This is a genomic window from Streptomyces sp. AC512_CC834 (assembly GCF_019049325.1).
Classification (GTDB): Bacteria; Actinomycetota; Actinomycetes; order Streptomycetales; family Streptomycetaceae; genus Streptomyces.
Window position 1 is genome coordinate 1 of record NZ_JAGMUO010000052.1, and the last position, 25296, is coordinate 25296.

A 25296-nucleotide genomic window follows, 5' to 3' on the forward strand; every position below is an offset into this window, starting at 1 on the left:
ACGGCAAGGCGTAGGAACCTCCATCCAACCGGACCGGAGCACGCCCGCGCACTTGTCCACCCGCAAACCCCCACGTCACAGGGCTACAGAACAACTTTCCCGGGACCCTGGCCGCTACCGGGCGACGCCACGGGTGCGCGATCGGTGCCGCCACCGCACACCACCGCGCATCCGAGGGAAGCTCCCCCGCCGGCTCACGACTGATCCAGCCCGCCGCGCTCCAGCACCGACTCGGCGACCAGGACGGCCATCTGCGTGTCGTCAGTGGCCTCGCCGGGTCCCAGCCACCGTCTCCGCACATCTCGCCCCCGGCACCGGAAGCGGGAACCGCGCGGAGAACGCTCCCGGGGGGGCGAAACTCGAAGAGGGCCCAGAGCGTCACCCACCGCTGAACCGTCGGCCGCGCCGGCCGCGCCGGCCGCTCGCTGAATCCGCTTCATTCTCGCAGGCCAACCGCGCCGAGCCGAAGGCTCATGGCCCTGTGGCCTTCCATCTGTGCTGCCTGCGTGGGCTTCTGCCCCTGCGCGGAGAACCGGCCGGACCCAGCGAACCATGGGTCATGGCTCCGGCAAGCGTGTCCACGTCGAGTGGGTGCCGCCTGGCGCATCGGGGACGGGATCCCCTGATGCCGGCCCTTCCCTGAGGCGGCGCAGATACGGCAGGTTACGCATTGCCTTGGCAGCCCAAGCTCGCTGAAGGCGTGAGTAGTTTCCGTCGCTTGCCACGCGGGTGAGGAGTTCGAAAACGCCCTCGGCCGTGCGAGGGCGTTGGGAGTCGCGCGGGTCCTGAATTCTGTGAACACCGGCCGCGTACCGGTCGAGCAACCGAAATGCATCGTCACGAACCGTCTCAGGCATTTCGGGGTCGATGACCAGCTGCACCAGGATGGCGGTGAGGCGGGGGCTGTACCCGCCCGGCTCGGCCTCGGTAAGCGCTTGAGCGGCGGCCACGCGCGCGTGCTCGTCCAGCACACGGTCGGCGGCCAAGGCCGCATACATATCGGCCGCGGAGGCATTCCCCATGGCTTGCAACTCGTCTGCGGCACCCAGCCGGATCGGCGCGGCGACCGACATGTCGCCGGCCAGGGTGATGAAAAGTTCGTCCGCCCGTGGGTCGTTCAGCTGGGCGAGTTGCTCGGCGACCCGCAGGCGGGCGGTCTGGACGCGTTCCCCACCGACGGGGTCGGCGTCCAGTTCCGTGGCGAGGGAGGCCAGCAGGTCGGCGGCCCGTTCGTCACCGGTGTGGGCGAGTTCGCCAAGCGCGGTGACGCGGGTGCCTGGGTCGAGGCCGGAGTCGGCTCCGTAGGAGACGAGAAGCTCCGCGTAGCGGTCAGCGTCGGTGGAGCGCAGGGTCCTCATGAGCTCGTATCGCAGCGTGCTGTCGGCTGTGCTCTCGCCCGCCAGGGCCAGCAGCAGTGCGGGGGCGCGCGGGTCACCCGCTGTCGCGAGTTCGCGGAGCGCGAGGGCTCGGGCGTTCTGGCTGAGTTCGGGGTCTTGGGCGTAGGAGAAGAACAGTTCGGTGCAGCCTTTCGGGTCGGCCGAGCGCAATGCGTTGACCACATCCCGTCGCAGCCCGTCGTGGAACACCGGGTCGGCAACGACGGCTAGCAGCTGCTTGCCGTGGGTGGTGTCGCCGAGCCCCTCCAGGAGGCGCTGCATGGTCTCGACCCTGGCGAGCAGGCCTACGTCGGTGTCGGCGGCGATGCTCAGCAGGGATTCGGTGTAGCCGCTGCCGCGAAGGGCACCCAGGGTCCGTGCGGCCATAATGCGGTCGTCGTCGCTGATCATGGGGTCTGTGGCAACGGCGGTGAGGATGCGCGCGTCTCTGTCGTCGCCGAGGGTGCGCAGGTGCTGGGCGAGTTCGCGGCGGAAGAAGCCGGTACACTCCGGCATCTTCGCGGCGGCTGCGAGCGTGTCGGCACAGCGGCGCATGGACTTGGGCGCGACCGGGATGCCGTCCGCGACCAGTTCGGCAATGAAGCGGGCGCCCTCCCAGCCTTTTCCGCAGCGCCACAGGGCTCGGCCGAGCAGAGGGCGGTCCGTCACAGCCGCGATCAGGAAGCGAGTGAAGGAGTCTTGCCGTCGCCATTCCTGGGGCGGGCGTGTGAGGCAGTGGCCGAAGACGTTACGCAGCTCGACGTCGGCCCGCCGGGGGTCTTCGGCTACGCGTTGCGCGGCAAGGAATTCCAGCAGGGTCTGGTGGATGAAGACGAGGTCGCCGCCGCGTTCCGTGAACAGGCCGCTGCGGCGCAAAGTTTCACGCAGGATCTCTCGCCAGACCCGCTCGGGAAGGTCGGGAGGGCGCTGGTCCTCAGTGCGTGCGGCGAACAGCTCACCGGCCGACAGCTGCTCCCCGTCCAGCCAGGCCAGGGCGAGTTCTCCGGCCAGACTCACGACCTGGGCGGGCAGGCGCTCCACGGTGCGGACTGCCATGGTGCCGTACTTGGCGGCAGCAACCGTGGCCTGGGGGATGATCCCGGAAGCCGCATCGCTGTACTGCCTGCTCTGCAGAAGCCCGATGAAGGAGCGGTACACCTCGTGCCGGGTGGTCGGCAGCGGGGGTTTTGGCTGGTCGGCGAAGAGCTGGCACAGCATCGTGGCCATGAGCGGTACGCGTACGAGCGCTTCGCGACGCCGCTCGCCGAACTGAAGCGTGAACTGCTCCGCGGCGCGCTCGGGGTCGGGCAGGCCGAGGGCACTTAGCCAGCGTTCGGCGAAGTCCCGCAGCTGGCGGGTGTCGAAGGGCAGAAGGTCGAAGACGGCGGCCCGCCAGACCGGGGAGCGCGATGTGGGCAGCTCTGGGATGGGACGCGTGGCGATGACGCATCGGTACATCGCCCCTTCGGGGTCGGCGGCCCGTACACCCGCCAGCCTGGTGAGCACGACCTGACGCTGCTCGGAGGCCAGCAACTCGTCTAGCCCGTCCACGAGTACGAGCCATGACGCATGCGCTGCGGGCGGCCCCCGGAAGAACTCGGCCGACCATGCCTCCAGCGGACCGTACCGCCCGGCATCGGCCCGGACTCCGGCTTCCAGCGCTTCGGCCAAGGGGCGGTCGGGGACCAGATCGGCCGCTTGTACGTAGACCGGGACCAGCAAAGGGGTGGGCGTGAGGCGGGGGGTGCGGTCGGGGCGAGGGCCGGGACTCGGCGGCGCGGACTGTTCGACCGCACGGCTGCCCGAGCCGCCGGTGCCCTTGTCGCCTTCGTCCCCGGCCCACGCATCACCCCACCCCGCCACGCATTCCCGCACGAAGCTGCGCAGAAGACTGGACTTGCCCGCGCCCGGTCCGCCGACCGCCAGGGCGTCCATGTGGTTGTCAATGATGGTCGAGGCCGACACCCGTTCCTCGGTGTCCAGTTGGCCTGGCCGGGTCAGAGTCCCTATGGAATGGGCGTGTTGACTGACGTAGACAGTCGACAGCGGCGGGGAGACGTTGCCCGGTGCCACTCCGGGATAAGGGTGGGACTCAGCCGCCCGCGCGGCGGCGGCGAGGTAGCCGCGCAGTCGGCGGCTGGGGAACGCCCAGCCGCCCGCCTGGAGTTGGTCATCGGAGAGGGTGCTCAGCCAGGGCTGCTCCACATCTGAGATCTTGCTGCTCACTCGCGGACTTACAGCGCGGGCTGCGGATTTATGCAGCTCCTGGACCTGTTGTGGGCAGTGGGAGAGCAGTGCCGTGGCGGAGAGGGCGTGCACGCTGCCGGCGTGGTCGGACGTGCAGAGCATTCCGCTGACGGCGCCGGTGCGCTTGTTGAGGATCGCGCTGCCGCTGTAGCCCCCGCCGATGGGGGGACCCCAGAACCGTTCCAGCAGGCCGAGTCCGTCCGGGTCGCGCGACGAAGGGCCCTGGTAGTCGAGTTGAACCGACTGGCCGCTGCGGAAAATTCCCTCCGGATGCCCCCGGACCCAGACCCCGTCGCCGTCCCGCAGGTCGTCGTGGAATAGCACCCACGGGGCGGGGGCGGCCACGCCGCCGGTGTCCGTCACGACTCGCAGCAGGGCCAGGTCAAGGCCCGTGGTCCGGTCGCGGAAGTACAGATCGAGGGCGGGACGCAGCCGCAGTTCACGCTCCGAGCCACCCACCCGGCCGTACACCACTTCCGGGAGTGTTTCAGCGCTGTCCGCGATCACGTGGGCGCAAGTCGCCACAGTGCCTGGCGCAATGAAGAAGCCCGTGCCGCACCTCAGCGACGCACTACCGGGTGCACGGATCACCAGCGCCACCGTCGCCCCCGTGAGCAATTCCCGAGTGCCGCTGCTCAGGGGGGTCACGGCGTCGGCGCGGCCCACTCCAGTGCGACCTTGAAGGTGGACCTGGCCGTGGCCTTGCCGAGGACCGCAACGAGCGTGCCGGATTCGACCGCGAACTCGCACGAGAACTCAACGGTCGCCTTCTGACTGCCGGTCTGCTCCAAGCGCGTCCCCACCGCTCTGGCGACCCCCACCAGCGAGTCCAGAGCCTCCTCAAGGGTCGGCCGTGAAGCCGCGATCTCCCGCTCGCCCGCACCGGCATGACTGGACTCCAGCCGCCGCACCGACAGATACAGCGGATGCCCTTCGACCGTCACCGGAACCACGGCCGTCTCGTCCCCTGCCAACGCGTCGACCCCCGCCCGCTCGTCCAGCACCCCGCGCCTCCCCTTCACTTGCCCGCACATCGCCTCCACAGTTGCGTTCAGCCTAGTGATCCCGCCGGTCGCCCGTCGGAAAACCTTCACAACCCTCCCCAATCCAGCGCCGCGTCCGCCACCACGCTGCCTGCTCGAAGCAGCGGCGCCCTGGGGCGTAAGTGCCATCTCGTGGTCGCTGTACCTGTCCCCGTGCCCGGTGCCGTTTTGCGTACGACCAGGTCACCGCGGTCATCAGGGCCGGGATGGCGAACAGCGGGGCGAAAGCGAAGCCCCAGACGGTCTGTGCTGTACCACTCGACATGCACGTCTCGCTCTCAACGGTGAAAGCGACCACGAGTTGCCACAGTGCCATCAGGACCAGGACACCCGAGGCGGTCCAGGCCAGCGGGGCAAGGACCCTGGGGTGCAACGGCCGCCACCGGTTGCTGACGAGCAGCAACGGAAACAGAGCGGCCAGCTCGGCAAAGACGGAGAGGCCGACGACGTATGCGATGCCCCAGCCTGGAAGCCCGCCGCAGAGCGTGGGCGGGTCAGCGGTGCCTCTTGGTGAGCAGCCGGTTCACTGCGGCGCAGTACCGCGCCTGGGCAGTGCGAGGAACGAGACGGCGAGGAAGCCGAGGGCGGTGAAGGGACGCGTCATGGTCACTCCGTGGTCGTGGGCGGTCTGTCGGCGAGGGGGAGCGGCGGGGGCGCCGGGCTGTGGCGAGCGCTCCCGTGCTGGCCGCAGGGCGCCGGGGGCCGTCAGCGGCCGAGCCCTGCCCAGCCGACGCCCTCCTGCGGGCTCAGCGCTCCACAATGCGGGTTCGGACAACAAGCCGAGACGAGGCTTCCAGGGACGGCAAGAGCCCAAAGCGCTGAGCAGTGACTTCACACTGCACTCGGGACGCTGCTCCGTCCAAAGCGCGCAGCAAACGATCCTGCTCGTCAGCGGGGAGACGCTCCAGCTCCCTAAACTCGTTTCCGACCGACATCACCGCTCACCCGCGAGGTCGAGATCACCCCTGCTCGTCCCGGTCACACCCTCAGCACTCCGCGGACGACGCCACGGGCGTTCGATTGGCTCCGACACCGGCCGCCACCACGCCTCCACCGGCAGCACCCCCGCCGGCTCGAAGGGCTCCCCCGGCCGCGGGAACGCCACCGCCTGCCCCACCTCCTCGGCCGCATCCTTCGTCCACTCCCCCGGCTCCGCCCACGCATGCGACGCCAGGTTGAAGGTCCCCCAGTGGATCGGCAGCAGCACCCCACCCGGACTGCCTCCCTGCAGGTCAAGGTGCGTTTGCACGCCCTCGGCAGGCGTCATGTGAATGTCTGGCCACATGCCAGGCAGCGGCGTATAGTCCGTGTGGTTCTTGGGCCAGAAGTCGTTCTTGGTTCTTTCAGCCCACAGTGACTCGATGGCACGTGAGGCGCCGGCATCGACAGCCGCGTCCCGCTCGGCGCCAGGTGCGAGCAGTACGACATCCACTACTTAGTCCGGCCTCGGCTTGGCATGCGATCGAGAGTTCCGCCCCTGTTGGAGCTCGTGTCGTTGCACGGGAACGTCAGGCGACGTCGGAGCGCGGACCCGTTCCTACCCGCCAGACACGCATCCCCGACGCGTCCGTTCCCCCGAAGCCGGGGCGCTCGGCCCCATAACCTTGGCAGACTACTCCGTAGGCACAGTGCGCGTTGGGGGTACGGATGACGGGGATTGGTCTTACCGCAGCGATCGAGGAACTGCGGCAAGAGCTTTATCGGGCACAGGACCTGGGGGCAGACCAGCAATTCGCGTTTGGCATCGAGGAGGCCGAACTGGAACTGCAGCTGGAGCTGCGCAACAGCGGCAAGGGGGACGGCAAGGTCAGCTTCGGTGTGGCGACCGTCGGCGCGGGCGGCGAGCACTCCAGCGTCCGCGCCCACAGACTGACGCTGAAACTTTCGGTCCGGGACCGAGCCCGCGGCGGCTCCAGTCCAGAGATCAGCGACACCGAACCCGGCTCCTGGGATGAGGAGTGATGGACCCGCACAGACTGGTGCTGATCCGCAGCGGGACCACGCGGCTGCGCCATCGCGTCGGGTCCGGCTATCTTGTCGCGCCGCGCCTGGTGCTCACCGCCGGACACATCCTCCAGGACCGCGAAAGCGGCGCCTACTGGGAGGAGATCCAGGTCAGAGTGGGACACCCGGGCCGCGGTGAAACGCTACGCACCGGCGCGGAGCTGATCTGGACCCATCCGCAGGACCTGGACGTCGCCCTGCTGCTCACACACGACAAGATCGACGTACCGGGGTCGGTCCGATGGGGCCACCCCGTGGGCACGACCCCGCTGCGTTACGAGGGACTGGGCTTTCCGCTGGCATCCGCAGAAGACGGTCGTGACGCCGAACACCTTCGAGGTGTCCTGCCTCCGCTGTCCTCCGGGGCTCGTGGCCTCTACGTGCTCGACCAGGAGTCCGCACCCGACCTTCGCGACGACGGCCGCAAGGCCTGGGGAGGCGCCTCGGGAACCGCAGTGTTCTGCGAGGACTACCTGGCGGGCGTGGTGATTCGCGACGACCGGTCCTACGGCAACCGCCGCCTGCGGGCCCTCCCGGCGCATTGCTTCGTCCAAGACGCCGGCTTCGAAGCACTCCTGCGGCGGTACGCCGACGACCCACCCAGCCTGACCGAGATTGGCGCCGCCCTCCCGACGGCTCAACCCGCGGCGGAACGCAGCCCGGCCGAGCAGGAGACCGAACGGCTCCTGTGGTCGGTGCTCGGCGGCCGGAGGACGTACGCGGCACATGCCCGCGACCTCGCACGGCGGCTCGGATATAACGTCTCCGACAGCCACGAACCGACCATGCCCGACCTCGCGGCACTCGTGGCAGCCCATCCCCGCGCCCTGCCCGCCCTGAGCAGCACCCTGACCCCGGCCCTCACGGGCGAGGACGAGCGCACCCGTCTGACGGACGTCCTCACCCGCGCCCGCGCCGGCGGACTGTGCCTGCTCCTGTCCCCGGACGAGTACGAGCACTTACTGGAACTGCTCTGCGGCATCTGCAAGGAGCAGCCCGCGCTGATACCTCGCGCCGCCCGCGAGGCCCTGCGCTTTGCCTGGCTGCCCGACCCGCTGAACCGCACGCATCTCTGCGTCGACGATCTCGAACACGTTATCGAGCACCTGGAGTCCGTCTCCGACAGCGAGCGCGTACCAGACGGCACACCGCCCGTACCAGCCCTGCTCCGCCTAGTCGAGGTTGTAGCCGCCGCCCTGGGAAGGGGAGCGGGCGCGGAGCTGCGCAGCTGGTCCGATCAGGTGGCCGCCCGGACCGGCATCCATCCGGCGGCGCTTGCCGAGCGCCGCACCGACGCCGGCCGCTGGGCCGCCCGGCAATCCTCCCCCTTCTCTCGCGTCGTCGTCGAAATATCCCGCGCGCGGACCGAACCGCGTGAGAGCTACTACTGCCGCATCCTGCTCGCCCGCGCCGACGGCACGCACACCCCCCTCAACGAGGCGGAAAGCGCGCCGCGGACACCCGAGGGAGTGGCCCAGCGGGTGCGCGACGCCGTCGAGGTCATCGCGGACGAGCTCGGCCCGACGGCCGTGCCCCACGCGACGGTTCTGGTGGACCGCGACAGCCTCCAGCTACCCATCGACGAATGGAACCCCGGGGCGCCCAACGAGTTCGTGCCTGACCAGCCGATCGGCGCCGAGTTCTGCCTCACCCTGAGCTGCCCGGAGATGAGCGACCTGGTGCGGGGCAGAGAACGTGAGCACCGGCGGCGCTGGGAGAGCGGACACACGGCCGCGTTAGTGGTCGACGACGAATGTGTCACTCGCCCACGGCTTAGGCGCCTGCTGCAGACCACTCACCGTGATGCCACTCAGGTCGTGCTCCACGGTTCCCCGGACCAGCGGGACGCACTACTCGAACTCTGCCTGGCGCTCGGCGTCCCGGTCGTCCTTTGGGACAGGAGGGCCGACTGCCCTGCGGACGCGGCCGGGCTGCAACAACTGGACCCCACCGGCTCCCTCCCCGATCTGCCCGAGCGAGTCCGACTCTTCCGCGGGACGGCCTTCGACGAGCCGGAAACGTTCCCGGCGCGCCCCGCACTCGTATGGGAGGAACACGGTCGGCGACCGCGGCCCGAATTACTGACCCTGCAGGATCCCCCAGAAGGAGCCCACGCGTCATGACCGTCGCAGAATCCGCTGCCACCGGCCACCCCACCCCATCCGGCGACGGGAACTGGCGGCTCTTTCGGGGCGATGGAACGGCCCGCGCGGTCACCTTCCCGCCCGCACCACCATGGCGCCGGCTCCGCCCAGAGGAGCCCGACGGCTCGCGGACCGCACGCCCCCACCCGTACCTGATCGACCCCGACGACGCGGACATCGTCAACGCCGCCCTCCACCTGCGCCGGCCTCTGCTGGTCACGGGACACCCCGGTACCGGAAAGTCCTCCCTGGCCCACGCAATCGCTCACGAACTCGCCCTCGGCCGTATCCTGCACTGGCCAATCAACAGCCGCTCCACCCTGCAGGACTCCCTCTACCACTACGACGCGATCGGCCGACTGCGGGAAGCCAACCTCCGCCGGGACACGGACAGCTCCGACCCCGGCATCGGCCAGTACGTCCGGCTCGGCCCTCTGGGCACTGCGTTGCTGGCCCGGGACCGGCCCAGGGTCCTACTCATCGACGAACTGGACAAGGGGGACGTCGATCTACCCAACGACCTGCTCACCGTGTTCGAGGAGGGCGAGTTCGAGATTCCGGAGCTCAGCCGCCTCCCCGAGGAACACTCCACGGTCCACGTCCAGACCGACGACCCTGACGCGCCAGCCCCAATTGTTCGAGGCCGCGTCCGCTGCCCTGAGTTCCCCGTCGTGGTCATCACCAGCAACGGTGAACGCGAATTCCCTCCCGCTTTCCTCCGGCGGTGCGTCCGTCTCGACCTGCCCGAGCCCGACGAGGAACGGCTGCGGGACATCGTCGCCGCGCACCTCGGCCACGAGGCACTTCACGACATCGACGGCCTGCTGGAGGAGTTCCTCGGCCGCCGCGCACCCGGAGAACTCGCGACCGATCAGCTCCTAAACGCGGTCTTCCTACGCAAGGGGGGCATCGATCTGGACGCCGGCCGACTGCTCGACGCCGTTCTGCACCAACTAGGCGGGGCGGTATGAGGGCATGCTCGGACGTCTGAGAGAGATCCTGGCCAGGAGCGGCGTCGACCTCGCCGACGAGGAACTCCTCGACGTCCTGTGGCTCGCCAGGAACCTGCCGGGCGACGTCGATCCGTTGGCGCGACGTCCTGCCCCGGCCGCCCCCTCACGGCAGGTCGCCGAGCATGGTGTGCCCCGGGCCCCCGACGCGGACGATGCCGTGCAATCAGGTGCGCACCCGCCGCCGGACGTCGCCTCGCACCGCCTGTTCCCGCTGTACGCGGCCCCGCGAGGGAAGGGGAGCGGCAGGCCGGAGCCGACCCTGCACCGGGCACACGCCGTACGCACGCCGGGCCCTCATGTCCTGCCCAGCCGTCATCTCACGCTCGGCAAGGCGTTACGGCCGCTGCGGCAGCGGCTCCCCGATCGACGCCGTCAGGAACTGGACGTGGCACGGACGGTTGATGCCATGGCCGAGACGGGCCTGCCCGAGACCGTGACGTGTGCAGCTCGTAGCCGCTGGCTCTCTCTCGCCCTGCTGATCGACGACGGCGTGTCCATGGTCCTGTGGAAGCGTCTGGCCTCCGAGATCCGCACACTGATGGAACGGGCCGGGGCTTTCCGCGACGTCCGCGTCTTCGGACTCAATACCCGTGGTTCCCACGCTCCGTTGCTGAGCAACCGTCCCTACCACCAGCAAGGTCCCTACCTTCCGCCGGCCGCGCTCTGCGACCCCACCGGCGCCACCCTTGTCCTCATGGTCAGCGACGGCGTCGGCGACGCCTGGTGGGACGGCCGGATGAGTGAGGTGGCGGCCATGTGGGCCCGCCGGCAACCCACCGCGATTGTGCAGGCGCTGCCCGCCCGGCTCTGGGCTAACTCGGGCGTCATGACTCGGCCGTGGCACGTCACCAGTGTCCGCAGGGGCGGCCCCACCACCGCTTGGCACGTCACCGACCTGAGACTGCCGGCGGATCTGGTCGCGTTCGACTCTGTCCCCGTCCCGGTGCTTGAACCCACACGGGCCGCCGTCGGTGACTGGGCCCGGCTGGTCGCCTCACCGAGCGCGACCGCGGTGCTGCCGCTGTGGGACATCGGGCGGTACGTCACCCAACCCTGGCGCGCCGGAACCCGGCAGGTTACGGACGCTGAAGCCGTCCTGCGCTTCCGCGACGCGGCCAGCCCGGAGGCCTACCGGCTCGCCGCCCACCTCGCAGCCGTGGCGCCCGTCACTCCCTCAGTCATGCGCATGGTGCAGGAGGCCCTGGGCCCTCCGACGGACACCGGGCACCTCGTGGAAGTCTTTCTGGGCGGCCTCATGCACAACGCCGCTGCTGACCCCACAGGCAGGTCGCCGCAGCCAGAGTTCTTCGACTTTTCCGCCGACGCACGGAGCATCCTCCTCGGCACGCTCCCCGCCCGCGAGCTGCTGCGCACCACGCGTCTCATCGCCGACCGCCTGGCAGCGTGGGTCCGGCACTCACCGAGCTTCACCGCCTGGGTGGCGCACCCGGGAGGAGCCGCCGCCGTCGGCGCGCCCGAACGATCGTTCGCCCATCTGGAAGAGCGGCTACTGAAACGCCTTGGCGTCGCCACGCACATCGACACCCCGACCACCGACCGGCCTCCCCCGACCCCGCGGCCCCCGGAACCCCGGGAACGGGAGGGACCACAGTCACCTGCGGCTTACCGGACGGCCACCAGACTCCCCGCACCGTCCTCCGCGGCGGACACGAAGGCCAAGATCCTTTTGGTCGATGACCAGCCGGAGAACTTGCTGGCCCTGGAGACCGCCCTGTCCGCGCTCGACCAGACACTCGTCCGCGCCTCGTCGGGCGAGGAAGCCCTCAAGGCGCTGGACGAGGACCAATTCGCCCTCGTCCTACTCGCCACCCAGATGTCGGGAATGGACGGCCACGAGACCGCCACACACATCAAGCGCCGATTGCGGACTCGTGACACCCCGATCATCTTCATCAGCGCGTACGAAACGGGTACCCACGCCACCTTCCGAGGGTATGCGGCGGGTGCCGTGGACTATGTGTCGCGGCCGTACGAGCCCTGGGTGCTGCGCGCCAAAGTGACCGTATTCGTCGACCTGCACCAGACAAACGTGCAACTGCGCAAACAGGCAGCCCTATTGCGCACCGGGGGCGCGACCGATCTGCTGGCGCAGCTGTCCACCCTGCTGTCCGACGCCGAGTCGCAGGCACACGACCTGACCGGACAGCTCCGGGCAAAGGCATCGAGCGCGACGGTGAGGACCACGGCCAACCGCCTGGAACGCGCGGTCAGGAGCCTGCGCCAGGTATTGCAGGGTGCGTTGGAGCTGCAGGAAGAACTTGGTTCCCCGCCCGCCCCGGCTTCCCTACACTCACCACACTCACCACGACATCGAGACCAGTGAAGGCAGCCCGGCCGCGCGGGGCATTTCCAGCGCGCTTGATTTACAGCCGGACCGAGACCACGGCAGCGCCCGCCGTTCCACCGAAGACGAGCACCGGCTCGGCGAGCTTTGGATCGTCCCATGTCAGCGGGGCGCAGAGCGACGTTAGAGCAGCACCAGTAACGATCCGCGTCAACTCCTCGCCCGTACGGGGCTCCCACACCCGCACAGTGGTATCCCGTTGACCCACCGTGGCGAGGAGGGGTGGGGCGGTGGGCGAGGCCCGGAAGCTCGCAATGGCAGTGACCGGGCCCTGATGGCCGTGCAATACGGGAAGCGCCTCCTGTCTCAGTGCATCTGGAGACCAAAGCCGAATGACGCCGTCGGAGCCGCCAGTGGCGAGGAACACAGTGCCGTCCTCCGCCGTCCAAGTGGTCAAGCAGCCTACGATGCCGATGCGGGAAGGAAGGCGCCCCTCGGAAGGCTGCCCGGGACGGCAGAACCGCACGGCCGCAGCGGATGAGTAGGCCACGATCGTGCCTTCCGTACTCGGCAGGGCCGCCAGGGCGCGGATCGCATGTGAGGCGCGGACGACGGGCCACGGCTCTCCGGTGGCCAGATCGTGGAAGGACACGGTGCCAGAACTGGTGCCGCTGACTACGAACACCTGGTCCGTGTCATCCACGCGAAAGGTTGTCAGCGCACGTATCCGTGTCAGATCGTGGGCCGGCCTCGACGAAACCATGTCAGTCAGATCGTGTACTGGCCTCGACAAAACCGTGCGGGTCGGATCAGGCATGCGGAGCCACCCATTCTCCTGGTCCCAACGGACGATGCCGCCGCCATACGTGCCCGCGATCACGGATACCGATCCATCGGGCCACAGGTGACTGGTGACAGCTGTCAGTCCCTGGAAGGCCACCTCTTCGGGCCAGGGGCATTGCGTGATTGGGATTGGTCCGGTTCGCCGGTCTCGTGAGTGACGTGGTGTCATGTCCGTTGTGGGGCAAGGGGCCCGGCAGAGCAGGCACGGTGCTGGTGATCATGTGGTTGTCGAGACCCATGAGAACCGAGCGAGACCGTGCCTGCCCGAACATCATCGCCCATCCCTTCCGCACTGGAGAAACTGAGTTCCCCGACTGATCCCCTCACCTCAAGCGATGTCGCTGACCTGCGGCGTTTCCTGATCCTGGTAGCCGATCCCCGCGATGCGCGAGGACTGCGATATCCGGCCCTCGCGTTGCTGTGCGCAGCCGTCTCGGCGGTGTCGACCGGGGCTCGCTCGCTCATCGCGATCAGCGAGTGGATCACGGATGCCCCGCAGCATGTGCTGGGCGTCCTCGGCTTCGCTGCCGATCCACTTACCGGTCTGCGACCGGTGCCGCACGCCGCAACCGTGCGCCGTCTGCTGCAGCGTGTGAACGGTGACGCGCTGGACGCGGCGATCAGCGCGTATCTGCAGGCCAGAACGCCGCTCCCGGTCGAGCTGGAGGCGGAGAAAGGGCCGGTGCGACGGGTGATCGCGGTCGACGGCAAGGTGGTCCGCGGATCGCGAACCGCAACGGCCGCGGCGATCCAGCTGCTGGCGGCGATGGACCACCACGGCGTGGTCCTGGCCCAGCGGCAGGTCGCTTCCAAGAGCAACGAGATCCCCTCCTTCGCGCCGTTGCTGGACGGTCTCGAGCTGGAGAACACGGTGGTGACCGCCGACGCCCTGCACACCCAGCACGACCACGGGGCCTATCTGGCCAGTCGCGGCGCGCACTACGTGGCCGTCGTGAAGAAGAACCATCCGGGCCTGTATGCCCAGGTCAGGAAGCTGCCCTGGTGGGACATCCCGCTCGGGCACCGCACTCGCGACCACGCCCACCACCGCGACGAGATCCGCCGGCTCAAGGCCGCCACGTTCAGCCACCTCGACTACCCCGGCGCCCGCCAGGCGATCCAAGTCGTACGGTGGCGACGCGACTTGAGCACCGGGAAGCTGACCATCGAGCGCGTCTACCTGATCACCAGCCTGAACGTCTTCGACGCCACCTGCACCGAGCTCGCCACCTGGATCAGAGGCCACTGGGGTATCGAGAACCTCCTGCACCACGTGCGGGACCGCACGTTCCGCGAGGACGACTCCAAGGTCCGCACCGGCACCCTGCCCCGCGCCATGGCCTCCCTGCGCAACCTCGCCATCAGCGTCTTCCGCCAGGACGGCCAGACCAACATCGCCGCCGCCCTCCGCCACACCGGTCGCGACTACCACCGGCCCCTACGAACCCTCGGTCTCACGTGACGAACCCAGACAGATCTCGATCATGCAATGACCCTGCTCTACACGGGGCCCGCCATCTAAGGCTCTTATCACACGATCCTGCTCCTCAGCCGTGAGAAGTCCCAGCATCCGGGCCACCTCGCCGAGCTCGTCCCCGACCGACGTCACCGCTCGCCCGCGAGGTCGAGATCACTTTTGCTCGTCTCGGCCACGCCCTCAGCAAGCCGGGGACGCCGCCAGGGGTGCACGATCGGACCCGACACCGCCCGCCACCACGCCTCCACCGGCAGCTCACCCGCCGGCTCGAACGGCTCCCCCGGCCGCGGGAACGCCACCGCCTGGCCGACCTCCTCGGCCGCGTCCTTGGTCCACTCCCCGGGCTCCGCCCACGGATGCGGAGCCAGGTTGAACGTCCCCCAGTGGATCGGCAGCAGCACCCCTCCCGGGGCGCCTCCCTGCAGGTCAAGGTGGGCCTGCACCCCCTGCGCAGGCGTCATGTGAATGTCTGGCCACATGCCAGGAAGCGGCGTATAGTCCGTGTGGTTCTTGGGCCAGAACTCGGCGTACGCCCCGAGCTGGATCATCGTGGCGTCGAACGGGCCGTGCGCGGCGCCGATGTCCCGGAAGCCGTCGAAGTAGCCCGTGTCCCCGCTGTGGTAGACGCGGTGCTCCTCCCCGGCGACGACCCAGGAGGCCCAGAGGGTGTGCTGGGTGTTGCGCAGCCCGCGCCCGCAGAAGTGCCGGGCCGGGGTGGCGGTGAGGGTGAGGCCGCCGACGCGCGTCGACTCGTGCCAGTCCAGCTCGCGCAGCCGGTCGGGGGACACGCCCCAGTGTTCGAGGTGGGCGCCGACGCCCAGCGGCACGGCGAAGTGGGTGTCGGTGCCGGCCAGTGCCTTGATCGTGGGCAGGTCGAAGTGGTCGTAGTGGTCGTGGGAGATGACGACGACGTCGACGGGGCCCAGGGCCGCCAGGGGCAGCGGCACCGGATGCAGCCGCTTGGGACCGGCGAAGGGGACCGGGGAACAGCGCTCGCCCCACACGGGGTCGAAGAGCACCCGGTGCCCGTCGATCTCGGCGAGCACGCTGGAGTGCCCCATCCAGGTCAGCCGGAGACCCGTGGCGGGCGGCCGGGCGAGGTCGGCGAGGGTGGTGGCGTGCACCGGGACCGGACCCTGCGGGGAACGGCGGAGCCGCGCCTCCTTGTTGAAGTAGATCTTCGCGAACTCCGTGGCCGATCCGGAGGGCCGGGTCCTGGCGGTGCCGCCGGGGTTCTGGAAGACGCCGTCACGGAAGTTCGGCGATCTGCGGATGCGCGCCATGCGCTCACCGCTCGGGTCCGCGCCGAAGGCCGCGGGCAGCGGCACGCGAAGCCCGGGACTCGGGGAACGGAAACCGGCCACGGTACCTCCAGGTGGAGTGGTTCAGGTTCTCAGTATGGTCGTCTCGTCCTACGTCACCTCGAACGACGGATGTCACATCGGTGTTCCCAGGTCCATCGCGACCGAAGAGGGCGCCACCGCACGTCCGAGGGCCTGTATAGGGTGACGTGCGTGGTGAGAGTCCGGTTGAGCGTGACGGAGCGGCGCGAGGAACTGCTCCGCGCGGCCATCGAGCAGATATCGGCGCGAGGGGTGGCGGCGCTGCGGATCGCCGACGTGGCCGCCGCGCTCGGGGTCAGCAACGCCCTGGTGCTCTACCACTTCTCCACGAAGGAGAGGCTGGTCGCCGCCGCGTTCACCCACGCCGCCGAGGACGACCTGGCCCAGCTCCGCAAGCTGCTCGGCCGCCGTACGTCGGCGCTGCGCCGGCTGCGGGCGGCCGTGCGGTGGTACGCCCCCACCGGTCAGGCCAAGGGCTGGCGGCTGTGGATCGAGGGCTGGGCGGCGGCGCTGCGCGAGCCCGCGCTGCGGGAGGTCACGCGCGAGCTGGACCGCCAGTGGAAGGCGGCGATCGCCGAGGTCATCGCCGAGGGCGTGGCCGCCGGTGAGTTCCGGTGCCCCGAGCCCGACGGCGCCGCCCTGCGGCTGACGGCCCTGCTCGACGGGCTGGCGGTGCAGCTCACGTCGTACGCGGGCACGGTGTCACGGGCCCGGGCACAGGAGTGGGTGGACGAGGCGCTGGCCCGGGAACTGGGCCTGGAGCGAACGGCCTTGACGCCTGCGAGGCGCTAGCCCCGCTGGACACCGGCCGCTCACTCCCCGCCGTCAGGCCACCGCGGCGATCCGGGTCTTGATGTCGTCCGGCGACAGCGTGCCCTTGGCCGTCACGTGATCGCCCGACGACTCGCCCCGCAGCCGGCGTCCGATCCACGGCACCAGGTACTCGCGCGCCCAGTGCACGTCGTCGCGCCGCACGTCCAGCGTGCCGCGCGGCGGCAGTGTCGGCCAAAGCTGGTCCGGGTCGGCCGGGACGCGCAGGCCCAGCGCCTGTCCCGCGCGCAGCGCCACGCGCGTGTGGCCCTCGGGCGAGAGATGCAGCCGGTCGGCGTCCCACGCCCTGCGGTCCTGGACGCTCCTGAGCGACCACAGGTCGAGCACCGGGCAGCCGTACCGGTCGGCGATGGCACGCACGTGCCCGTTGTACGTGGCGATCTTGCCGCGCAGATGCTTGAGGACGGGCACCCCACGGGTGTCGAACCCGGTGGTCACCAGTACGGTGCCGGCCGTCGCGGTCAGCGCGGCCACCGCCAGTTCGAACCGCTGGGCCACCTCGTCCGGGTCGGTACCGGGCCGGATGATGTCGTTGCCGCCCGCCGCGAACGAGACCAGGTCCGGGGCGAGTGCGACCACTCGCGGGACCTGTTCCGCCACGATCCGGTCGAGCAGCCTGCCGCGCACGGCGAGGTTGGTGTACGTGAAGTCGCCCTCGGGGCGCCGGTCCGCGAGCAGTACGGCGAGTCGGTCGGCCCAGCCGACGAACGCCCCGTCGGGGCCGGGGTCGCCGACGCCCTCGGTGAAGCTGTCCCCCACCGCCACGTACGACCCGATCACTGCTCTGCTGTCACTCTTCGAATCGTCAGCCACATCGGCCCATGATTCACCTTGGAATGTGACCTACGCGACCGTAGGAAGGGATTGACGGTCGGTGAGAAAAGCCACGCCTAAAGTGTTCGTCAATTCCGGAATAGACCGAAGGCCGGACCCGGGGATCGGGGTCCGGCCTTCGGTGGCGCGGGGGGCCGCGCCGAAACGCCGTCAGGTCGTCAGGTCGTCAGGTCGTCAGACGGAGACGCCGTGCGAGCGCAGGAACGCGATCGGGTCGACGTCCGAGCCGTAGTCCGGCGTGGTGCGGATCTCGAAGTGCAGGTGCGGTCCGGTCACGTTGCCGGTGGCACCCGAGAGGCCGACCTGCTGGCCCGCCGTCACCGACTGGCCGGCGGAGACGGAGAGCGAGGAGAGGTGGGCGTACTGGGCGTAGTGGCCGTCGGAGAGCTGGATGACGACCTGGTTGCCGTACGCGCCGCCCCAGCCGGCGGAGACGACGGTGCCCGCGCCGACGGCCTTGAGCGAGGTGCCGGTCGGGACGACGAAGTCCGTGCCGGTGTGGTAACCGCTGGACCACATGCTGCCGGACTGGTGGTACGGGGTACCGACGGTGCCGCCCTCGACTGGGGAGGTGTAGCCGCTGGTGGTGCCGGCGGACTGGGTGCCGGTGTTCGAGGAGTCCGAGGAGGAGGCCTTGTCGGCGTCCGTCGACTTCTCGGACGACTCGGAGGCGGGCTTCTCGGCCTCGGCGGGCTTCTCGGCGGCCGGCTTCTCCGACTCGGCGGTGGACGGGGCCGACGACTTGGCGGCCTGGCCGCCGATCGAGAGCTTGAGGCCGGGGTGGATCAGCGACGGGTCGGAACCGACGGCCTCGCGGTTGTCCGAGTAGAGCTTCTTCCAGCCGCCGTCGACGTCCTGGTCGTCGGCGATCTTCGAAAGGTAGTCACCGTTCTTCACGGTGTACGTCCGCGCGTCCGAGTTCTTCTCGGAAGTGCTCGCGGCGGACTTCTTGGCCGACGTCGGAATGGACTGCACGGCCTGCTCGGAAACGGAGTGGGCGGGGGCGGCGCTGGCCCCGGCGGCACCCATCAGCGGGAGCGCGAGCGCGGCGCCACCCGTTCCGGCGACGGCGATGGTGCGGGTCAGGCGCATGGCCCTGGTACGGCGGTGCTTACCCTTCGCGGGCATGACGAATTCCTCTCCGGCGCCTGCGAGGTGAGCTGTCGGGTGCGGGCTGGAGATGCCCGGCCGCGCCGAAACGCGGCTTTACCCCAAGCCGTTCCGGGAACCGGAACAGGCAGTTCTACCTGTGGGTCCCCCGCTCCTGCCGTGTACGGGTGGTGGATGAGAGTGGGCTCCGGTCGGCGGCAGGATTAGGCGTCCGTCCGGATCGGTGGTGAACGTAAGGGACCAAGACGCACAGGGACAAGCGAGGGGTTCCATTGACAGGTGTTCCGATTGATCCTTTACGGGAAAACCCGGTAACCCTGCGTCGATTTCCGTGGCCCGGTTTTCCCTGAACACCCATGAGAAGCCGCTGAATTACGTGAACATGACGGGCAACGCACGGTCACGGATATGACGCTGCTCACGCGACACATTTCCACCCGTCGCCATTTCAGGGCCAGTTGCCATCAATGCACTAATTCGGACAGAAGGCTCTTATCGGTCCGCAGTGTCCTTTTGAGGGCGGCTTTCGGGCACCGGGATGCCGTATCGTCGAGTGGTGCCCGCAGGCGAGCAGCGTCGGCGGCGCTCAGTGGGAGGAGCCCCCGTGACGCAGCAGGTCCCGTCGACCGAACCCGAGCTGACCGGTGTGCGCAACTTCCGGGACGTGGGCGGACTGCCGACCGTGGACGGGCGGCGGGTGCGGCAGGGGGTGCTGTTCCGCAGCGGCCACCTGGCGCACGCCACCGGGGAGGACGCCGCGTTCCTGGCCTCACTGGGCCTGCACACGGTCTTCGACTTCCGCAACGCGGCCGACCAGAAGCTCGACGGCCCGGACGTCGAGCTGCCTGGCGTGCGCAATGTGAACCTGCCGCTGAGTGATCCGGCCGACGGCGCCGAGTTCTGGAAGATGGTCCGCGACGGGGACCTCGACCAGTTGCGCGAGATCCTGGACGGCGACAAGGGCGCCGACCGGATGATCACCTCGTACCGCATGATCGTCAAGGAGCGCACGGCGGAGCACTCCCAGATCCTGCACGCGCTCGCCGAGGACAGCGTCCCCACGCTGATGCACTGCGCGGCCGGCAAGGACCGTGCCGGTCTGTCGATCGCGATCACCCTGCTCGCGCTGGGCGTCGAGCGCGATGCCGTCGTCGAGGACTACCTGAAGTCGAACGCCGCGCACCGCCGCTACAAGGTGCACCGCAGCGGCTCCGCCGCCTCGGCCTACTCCCCCGAGGTCATGGAGCTGCTCAGCCCCCTGTTCGACGCGCGCGCCGAGTACCTGGCGGCGGCCTTCGAGACCGTCGAGGAGACGTGGGGCGGGGTCGACGCCTACCTGGAGCAGGGCCTGCGGCTCACTGCCGGGACCCGGGAGCGGCTGCGCGAGCGGATGCTGGACTGAGCCGGTCTCCCGTCGCGGCCTGCGCTACTTCGCCCCCACCTCGAACAGCAGGTAGAGGAAGCCGCCGAAGACGTGCCCCAGCGCGATGTAGACGAGCAGTCGCACCCACAGGGCGCGCGGGAGCTTCTCCTGCTTGGCACTCATGGCATCTCTCCGGGGATCGGGCCGAGGCACAGCGCGGCCGTCGGGCTCTGCAGCAGGGTGTGGACGAAGAGCAGCTCGACCCCCTCGGGGTCCTGCGCGGCGATCCGGTGCGGGGTCGTCGAGTCGAAGTGGGCGCTGTCCCCCGCGGTGAGCCGGTGCTCGGTGTCCCCGAGGCGCAGCCGCAACCGGCCGGTGAGGACATGGAGCCACTCCTCCCCGGGGTGCACCCGCACGACATCGCCCTGGGAGCCGTACGGCACCTGGACGCGCAGGGCCTGCATGCCGCGGCCCGGCGCTCCGGCCCGCCAGTACGTCCAGCCGCCCGCGGCGGTCGGTTCCATGTCGGCGCCGCGCACGACGGCGTCCCGGTCCGCGGCCGACTCCCCCAGCAGCTCGGCGACGGTCGTACCGTAGACCCGGGCGAGGGCGAGCAGCATCGGCAGCGAGGGCTGGCGCTGTCCGGTCTCCAGGCGGGAGAGGTGGGCGGGCGACAGCCCTGCGACGCGGGCCGCGGTCTCGAGGGTGAGGGCGGCCCGCCGCCGCAGCTCACGCAACTGTGGCGCGACGGCGGCGACCGCCCCCTCGGCCGGTCCTGACTCGGAGGAGCTCATGCCTCCCATTGAGCCGGAGTCTTGCCTGCCGGGCAAATTTCTTGCCCCACAGGCAAATCGACCGGTGGGCAACCGGCAGGCTATTCAGCGGTTGGCCACCGCCTGCCTGACCAGTGTCTTGCCGAAGTCCCACATCAGGCCGCCGCCGTTGTGCGCGTCCTCCATCACCTCGGTGAAGGCGTCGACGAACCGGTCGGCGTCGTCGGTGTCGATGATCAGCGGCGGGATCAGCTTGATCACCTCCAGGTGGTCGCCGGACACCTGCGTCAGGATCCGGTGCCGTTGCAGCAGCGGCACCACCACCATCTGCGCGAACAGTCCCTTCCGTGCGGCCTGCAGCATGGTCCAGCGGCTGCGCAGCTTCAGGGACCTGGGCCGGCCGAACTCGATGCCGATCATCAGCCCCCGGCCGCGGACGTCGGCGAGCAGCTCGTAGCGGTCCACCAGCTCGGCCAGCCGGGACTTCAGCCGCTCCCCGACCGCGGCGGCGTTGGCCACGATCTCCTCGTTCTCCATGACCGACAGCACCGCGAGCCCGGCTGCCATGGCCTGTGCGTTGGACCCGAAGCTCGCCGAGTGGACCTGCACGCGGTCCATCGAGGAGTACACCTTCTGGAAGATCCAGTCCTTGCCCAGGGTGGCCCCCACCGGCACGTATCCGCCGGACAGTGCCTTGGCGACGCAGACCAGGTCGGGTTCGACGCCGTCGTCGTGCTGGTAGGCGTAGAACTTCCCGGTCCGGCCGAGGCCCGTCTGCACCTCGTCGGCGATCAGGAGGGCCTTGTGCCGGTGCAGCAGCTCCTGGGCGGCGCGCAGATATCCGGGCGGGGCCTCGTGCACGCCCTTGCCCTGGACCGGTTCCACGATCAGGGCGGCCACGTCGCCCTTGGCCAGCTCCCGGGCCAGCGCGTCCAGGTCGCCGAGGGGGACGGCGGTGTCGGGCAGCAGGGGTGCGAAGCCCTTGCGGAACCCGTCCTCGCCGTTGACGGAGAGCGCGCCGGTGGTCAGGCCGTGGAAGGCGTGCGAGCAGTACAGGATCCGTTGTCTGCCGGTCGCGTACCGGGCGAACTTCAGGGCGGTCTCGACCGCCTCGGTGCCGCTGTTGCCGAAGAAGACGCGGTCCAGGTGCGGACTGTAGGAGAGCAGCTTCTCGGCGAGCAGTCCGGGCAGTGGCGGACAGTCGAAGCGGGTCAGGTCGGCCAGCGAGGCGTCGAGGACGTCGTGCAGCGCCTTGCGGACGACGGGGTGGTGGCGGCCCAGTCCCATGACCGCGAACCCGGCGAGCATGTCCAGGTAGTCGTTGCCGTCGGCGTCCCAGAAGTGCGCGCCCTCGGCCCGCTCGTAGACCTTGTCGAAGCCGATGGTGCGCAGCATGCGCGGGAGCTGGTGATTGAGATGCTTCGCGTGCAGCTCGTACCGCTCGGCTCCGCGCTCGGCCAAGAGCGCGGCGAGGTCGAACTCCTTGGTCATTCAGTTCTCTCCTTGCGCTGGCGTGACGATCCGTCCGTCGCCGGACTGTTCCCCCAGGGCGAGGCTCGCGCTGATCCGGCCGGCGATCTCGACCGGGGTGAGGCCGATGTCGGCGAGCACCTCGGCGCGTTTGGCGTGGGCGAGGAACTGCTCGGGGACGCCGAACCGGCGTACCGGTACGTCGACCTCGGCGTCGCCCAGTGCCAGGGCCACCGCGGAACCGACCCCGGCGGCGCGGCTGTTGTCCTCGACGACGGCCACCAGCCGGTGCCGGGCGGCCAGCGGCGGGAGCGCCGGGTCGACGGGTTTGACCCAGCGCGGATCGACGACGGTGCAGCCGATGCCGCGGGCCTCGAGCAGCTCGGCGGCCCGCAGGCAGACGGGCGCCATCACTCCGACGGCGACGAGCAGCACCTCGGGCCGGTCGGCGGCGTGCAGGACGTCGAGACCGCCGATCCGGTCCACGGCGGGTACGGCGGGTCCGACGGACTCCTTCGGGAAGCGCACCAGGGTCGGCGCGTCGTCGACGGCGACCGCCTCGCGCAACTGCGCCCGGAGCTGGTCGGCGTCGCGTGGCGCGGCGATGCGCAGGCCCGGGACGACCTGGAGGACGGACATGTCCCACATACCGTTGTGCGAGGGCCCGTCGGTGCCGGTGACGCCGGCCCGGTCCAGTACGAAGGTGACGCCGCAGCGGTGCAGGGCCACGTCCATCAGGAGCTGGTCGAAGGCGCGGTTGAGGAAGGTGGCGTAGACGGCGACGACCGGATGCAGGCCGCCGGTGGCGAGGCCGGCGGCGGACACGGTGGCGTGCTGCTCGGCGATGCCGACGTCCCAGACGCGGTCGGGGAAGCGTTCGGCGAAGGGGGCGAGACCGACCGGGTGCAGCATGGCCGCGGTGATCGCCACGACGTCGTCGCGCTCCTCGCCGATCCGGACGATCTCCTCGCCGAACACCGAGGTCCAGGACGGCCCGCCCGCGGGGCTGAGCGGCGCGCAGGTGAGCGGGTCCATCGCGCCGACGGTGTGGAAGTGGTCCTCCTCGTCGCGCAGGGCGGGTTCGTAGCCGCGGCCCTTCTCGGTGAGGCAGTGGACCAGTACGGGTCCGTGGAAGCGTTTCGCGCGCCTGAGCGCGGACTCGACGGCGCCGATGTCGTGTCCGTCGATCGGGCCGAGGTACTTCAGCCCCAGGTCCTCGAAGAGCCCTTGCGGGGCGAAGGCGTCCTTGAATCCCTTTTTGGCGCCGTGCAGGGCCTCGTAGACGGTGTTGCCGACCACGGGCGTGCGCTGGAGGACGTCCTTGCCCCAGGCCAGGGCCCGTTCGTAGCTGTCGGTGGTGCGCAGGGTCGCGAGGTGGTTGGCGAGGCCGCCGATGGTCGGCGCGTAGGAGCGTTCGTTGTCGTTGACGACGATGATCAGCGGCCGGTCCCGGGCCGCCGCGATGTTGTTCAGGGCCTCCCAGGCCATGCCGCCGGTGAGCGCGCCGTCACCGATGACGGCGACGACGTGGCTGCGCTCCCCCTGCACCTGGCGGGCCTTGGCGAGGCCGTCGGCCCAGCCGAGGACGGTGGAGGCGTGGCTGTTCTCGATGACGTCGTGCTCGGACTCCTCGCGCGCGGGGTAGCCGGACAGGCCGCCCTTGCTCCGCAGTTTGGAGAAGTCCTGACGTCCGGTCAGGAGTTTGTGTACGTAACTCTGGTGGCCGGTGTCCCACAGGATGCGGTCGTCCGGCGACTCGAAGACCCGGTGCAGGGCGACGGTGAGTTCCACCACGCCCAGGTTGGGTCCGAGGTGACCGCCGGTGCGGGCGACCGCCTGCACCAGGAAGTCACGTATCTCGTCGGACAGTTCACCGAGTTCCGCCTCGGACAGCGCCTTCAGGTCGCGTGGTCCCCGGATGCTCTCCAGAATCGTCACGCTCGGGCCCCCTTCGGTCCGTGCTGTTCAGCTCACGGTGACGGCCGGCTCCCCCGACGCGCCGTCCTTCTCCATCTGCTCGGCGATCCTCATCGCCTCCTCGATGAGGGTCTCCACGATCTTCGACTCGGGGACGGTCTTGACGACCTCGCCCTTGACGAAGATCTGGCCCTTTCCGTTGCCGGAGGCGACACCGAGGTCGGCCTCGCGGGCCTCGCCGGGGCCGTTGACGACGCAGCCCATGACGGCGACGCGCAGCGGGACCTCCATGCCCTCGAGCCCGGCGGTGACTTCCTCGGCCAGCTTGTATACGTCGACCTGGGCACGGCCGCAGGAGGGGCAGGAGACGATCTCCAGCCGGCGTTCCCTGAGCCCCAGCGACTGAAGGATCTGGATGCCGACCTTGATCTCCTCGACGGGCGGCGCGCTGAGCGACACGCGGATGGTGTCGCCGATGCCCTGGGAGAGCAGCGCGCCGAAGGCGACGGCCGACTTGATGGTGCCCTGGAACGCGGGCCCGGCCTCCGTCACCCCCAGGTGCAGCGGGTAGTCGCACTGGGCGGCGAGCTGCCGGTAGGCCTCGACCATCACGACCGGGTCGTTGTGCTTGACGGAGATCTTGATGTCCCGGAAGTCGTGCTCCTCGAAGAGCGACGCCTCCCACAGGGCCGACTCCGCCAACGCCTCCGGGGTCGCCCTGCCGTACTTCTGCAGCAGCCGGCGGTCCAGCGAACCCGCGTTCACGCCGATACGGATCGGGGTGCCGTGATCGCGAGCCGCCTTCGCGATCTCCCTGACCTTGTCGTCGAACTGCTTGATGTTGCCCGGGTTCACCCGCACCGCCGCGCAGCCCGCCTCGATCGCGGCGAAGACGTACTTCGGCTGGAAGTGGATGTCCGCGATCACCGGGATCTGCGACTTCCTGGCGATCACGGCCAGGGCGTCCGCGTCGTCCTGGGTGGGGCACGCCACCCGCACGATCTGGCAGCCGGACGCCGTCAGCTCGGCGATCTGCTGGAGCGTGGCACCGATGTCGGACGTGCGAGTCGTCGTCATGGACTGCACCGACACCGGGGCCCCGCCGCCGACCGCCACCGGCCCGACCTGGATCCGCCGCGACACGCGTCGCTCGGCGATCGGCCGGACCGGTACCTCGGGGACGCCCAAGGGGATGGCGGTCAT

The 25296-nt window shown here is 69.8% G+C and carries 19 protein-coding genes, 3 pseudogenes and 1 riboswitch; of the genes and pseudogenes, 8 read left to right on the forward strand and 14 right to left on the reverse strand.

Annotated features, from left to right (window positions below):
- Nucleotides 1-194: 194 nt before the first annotated feature.
- The 5 genes and pseudogenes from KUM40_RS19655 to KUM40_RS19670 form a co-directional block, all read right to left on the reverse strand.
- Nucleotides 195-554: an ADP-ribosylglycohydrolase family protein gene (locus KUM40_RS19655; protein WP_308401192.1), complete on the reverse strand. Its 360-nt coding sequence runs from the start codon at nucleotides 552-554 to the stop codon at nucleotides 195-197.
- Nucleotides 555-557: 3 nt separating this feature from the next.
- Nucleotides 558-4289, reverse strand: coding sequence for a serine protease (locus tag KUM40_RS19660; protein ID WP_217167313.1), 3732 nt, complete (start codon nucleotides 4287-4289; stop codon nucleotides 558-560).
- Entirely contained in the window at nucleotides 4268-4627 is a 360-nt protein-coding gene (locus KUM40_RS19665; protein ID WP_217167314.1) for a CU044_2847 family protein, read from the reverse strand. The genes KUM40_RS19660 and KUM40_RS19665 overlap by 22 nt, the downstream gene beginning before the upstream one ends.
- A gap of 175 nt (nucleotides 4628-4802) precedes the next feature.
- Nucleotides 4803-5138 (reverse strand): annotated as a pseudogene (locus KUM40_RS42460) (hypothetical protein); the annotation flags it as partial.
- 462 nt (nucleotides 5139-5600) lie between these two features.
- A pseudogene (locus KUM40_RS19670) lies at nucleotides 5601-5948 on the reverse strand (MBL fold metallo-hydrolase); the annotation flags it as partial.
- 365 nt (nucleotides 5949-6313) lie between these two features.
- Here KUM40_RS19670 and KUM40_RS19675 point away from each other — a divergent pair.
- The 5 genes and pseudogenes from KUM40_RS19675 to KUM40_RS41455 all read left to right on the forward strand — a co-directional run bounded on the left by KUM40_RS19675 (nucleotide 6314) and on the right by KUM40_RS41455 (nucleotide 12171).
- A complete protein-coding gene (locus KUM40_RS19675; protein WP_217167315.1) occupies nucleotides 6314-6628 on the forward strand; it encodes a trypco2 family protein in 315 nt (104 codons plus the stop codon).
- The gene (locus KUM40_RS19680) at nucleotides 6628-8793 is read left to right on the forward strand and encodes a hypothetical protein (RefSeq protein WP_217167316.1); all 2166 of its coding nucleotides are present in this window, start codon (nucleotides 6628-6630) and stop codon (nucleotides 8791-8793) included. The genes KUM40_RS19675 and KUM40_RS19680 overlap by 1 nt, the downstream gene beginning before the upstream one ends.
- Entirely contained in the window at nucleotides 8790-9785 is a 996-nt protein-coding gene (locus KUM40_RS19685) for a MoxR family ATPase (RefSeq protein WP_217167317.1), read from the forward strand. The genes KUM40_RS19680 and KUM40_RS19685 overlap by 4 nt, the downstream gene beginning before the upstream one ends.
- 4 nt (nucleotides 9786-9789) lie before the next feature.
- Nucleotides 9790-11220: pseudogene (locus KUM40_RS42170) on the forward strand (SAV_2336 N-terminal domain-related protein); the annotation flags it as partial.
- 288 nt (nucleotides 11221-11508) lie between these two features.
- Nucleotides 11509-12171, forward strand: coding sequence for a response regulator (locus KUM40_RS41455; protein ID WP_308401194.1), 663 nt, complete (start codon nucleotides 11509-11511; stop codon nucleotides 12169-12171).
- Between the two features lie 40 nt (nucleotides 12172-12211).
- Here the strand turns inward: KUM40_RS41455 and KUM40_RS19695 are convergent, their stop codons facing one another.
- Nucleotides 12212-13012, reverse strand: coding sequence for a WD40 repeat domain-containing protein (locus KUM40_RS19695; protein ID WP_217167318.1), 801 nt, complete (start codon nucleotides 13010-13012; stop codon nucleotides 12212-12214).
- Nucleotides 13013-13231: 219 nt separating this feature from the next.
- Between KUM40_RS19695 and KUM40_RS19700 the strand changes: the two genes are divergently transcribed.
- Nucleotides 13232-14437: an ISAs1 family transposase gene (locus tag KUM40_RS19700; protein WP_217167319.1), complete on the forward strand. Its 1206-nt coding sequence runs from the start codon at nucleotides 13232-13234 to the stop codon at nucleotides 14435-14437.
- Nucleotides 14438-14580: 143 nt separating this feature from the next.
- Here KUM40_RS19700 and KUM40_RS19705 read toward each other — a convergent pair whose 3' ends face one another.
- Entirely contained in the window at nucleotides 14581-15816 is a 1236-nt protein-coding gene (locus tag KUM40_RS19705; protein WP_217167320.1) for an MBL fold metallo-hydrolase, read from the reverse strand.
- Between the two features lie 150 nt (nucleotides 15817-15966).
- On the opposite strand from KUM40_RS19705, the gene KUM40_RS19710 reads away from it, so the two are divergent.
- Nucleotides 15967-16587 (forward strand): TetR/AcrR family transcriptional regulator, encoded by a 621-nt coding sequence (locus KUM40_RS19710; RefSeq protein WP_217167321.1) that lies wholly within the window; start codon nucleotides 15967-15969, stop codon nucleotides 16585-16587.
- Between the two features lie 33 nt (nucleotides 16588-16620).
- Here KUM40_RS19710 and KUM40_RS19715 read toward each other — a convergent pair whose 3' ends face one another.
- Nucleotides 16621-17406, reverse strand: coding sequence for an SGNH/GDSL hydrolase family protein (locus KUM40_RS19715; protein ID WP_217167382.1), 786 nt, complete (start codon nucleotides 17404-17406; stop codon nucleotides 16621-16623).
- Nucleotides 17407-17634: 228 nt separating this feature from the next.
- Nucleotides 17635-18588 carry a M23 family metallopeptidase gene (locus tag KUM40_RS19720; protein WP_217167322.1) on the reverse strand — a complete coding sequence of 318 codons (954 nt, stop codon included), beginning with the start codon at nucleotides 18586-18588 and terminating at the stop codon, nucleotides 17635-17637.
- A 4-nt stretch (nucleotides 18589-18592) separates the two neighbouring features.
- A riboswitch (cyclic di-AMP (ydaO/yuaA leader) is annotated at nucleotides 18593-18750 on the reverse strand.
- A gap of 424 nt (nucleotides 18751-19174) precedes the next feature.
- On the opposite strand from KUM40_RS19720, the gene KUM40_RS19725 reads away from it, so the two are divergent.
- Complete coding sequence (locus tag KUM40_RS19725) at nucleotides 19175-19972, forward strand: tyrosine-protein phosphatase (RefSeq protein ID WP_217167323.1); 798 nt, start codon at nucleotides 19175-19177, stop codon at nucleotides 19970-19972.
- Nucleotides 19973-19996: 24 nt separating this feature from the next.
- On the opposite strand, the gene KUM40_RS19730 is transcribed toward KUM40_RS19725, so the two are convergent.
- The 5 genes from KUM40_RS19730 to ispG form a co-directional block, all read right to left on the reverse strand.
- Nucleotides 19997-20116: a DUF6126 family protein gene (locus tag KUM40_RS19730; RefSeq protein ID WP_217167324.1), complete on the reverse strand. Its 120-nt coding sequence runs from the start codon at nucleotides 20114-20116 to the stop codon at nucleotides 19997-19999.
- Nucleotides 20113-20727: a helix-turn-helix domain-containing protein gene (locus tag KUM40_RS19735; RefSeq protein WP_217167325.1), complete on the reverse strand. Its 615-nt coding sequence runs from the start codon at nucleotides 20725-20727 to the stop codon at nucleotides 20113-20115. The genes KUM40_RS19730 and KUM40_RS19735 overlap by 4 nt, the downstream gene beginning before the upstream one ends.
- Nucleotides 20728-20811: 84 nt before the next feature.
- Nucleotides 20812-22197, reverse strand: a complete 1386-nt coding sequence (locus KUM40_RS19740) for an aspartate aminotransferase family protein (protein WP_217167326.1) — start codon at nucleotides 22195-22197, stop codon at nucleotides 20812-20814.
- Nucleotides 22198-24114, reverse strand: a complete 1917-nt coding sequence (dxs, locus tag KUM40_RS19745; RefSeq protein WP_217167327.1) for a 1-deoxy-D-xylulose-5-phosphate synthase — start codon at nucleotides 24112-24114, stop codon at nucleotides 22198-22200.
- 27 nt (nucleotides 24115-24141) lie between these two features.
- The gene (gene ispG / locus KUM40_RS19750; RefSeq protein WP_217167328.1) at nucleotides 24142-25296 is read right to left on the reverse strand and encodes a flavodoxin-dependent (E)-4-hydroxy-3-methylbut-2-enyl-diphosphate synthase; all 1155 of its coding nucleotides are present in this window, start codon (nucleotides 25294-25296) and stop codon (nucleotides 24142-24144) included.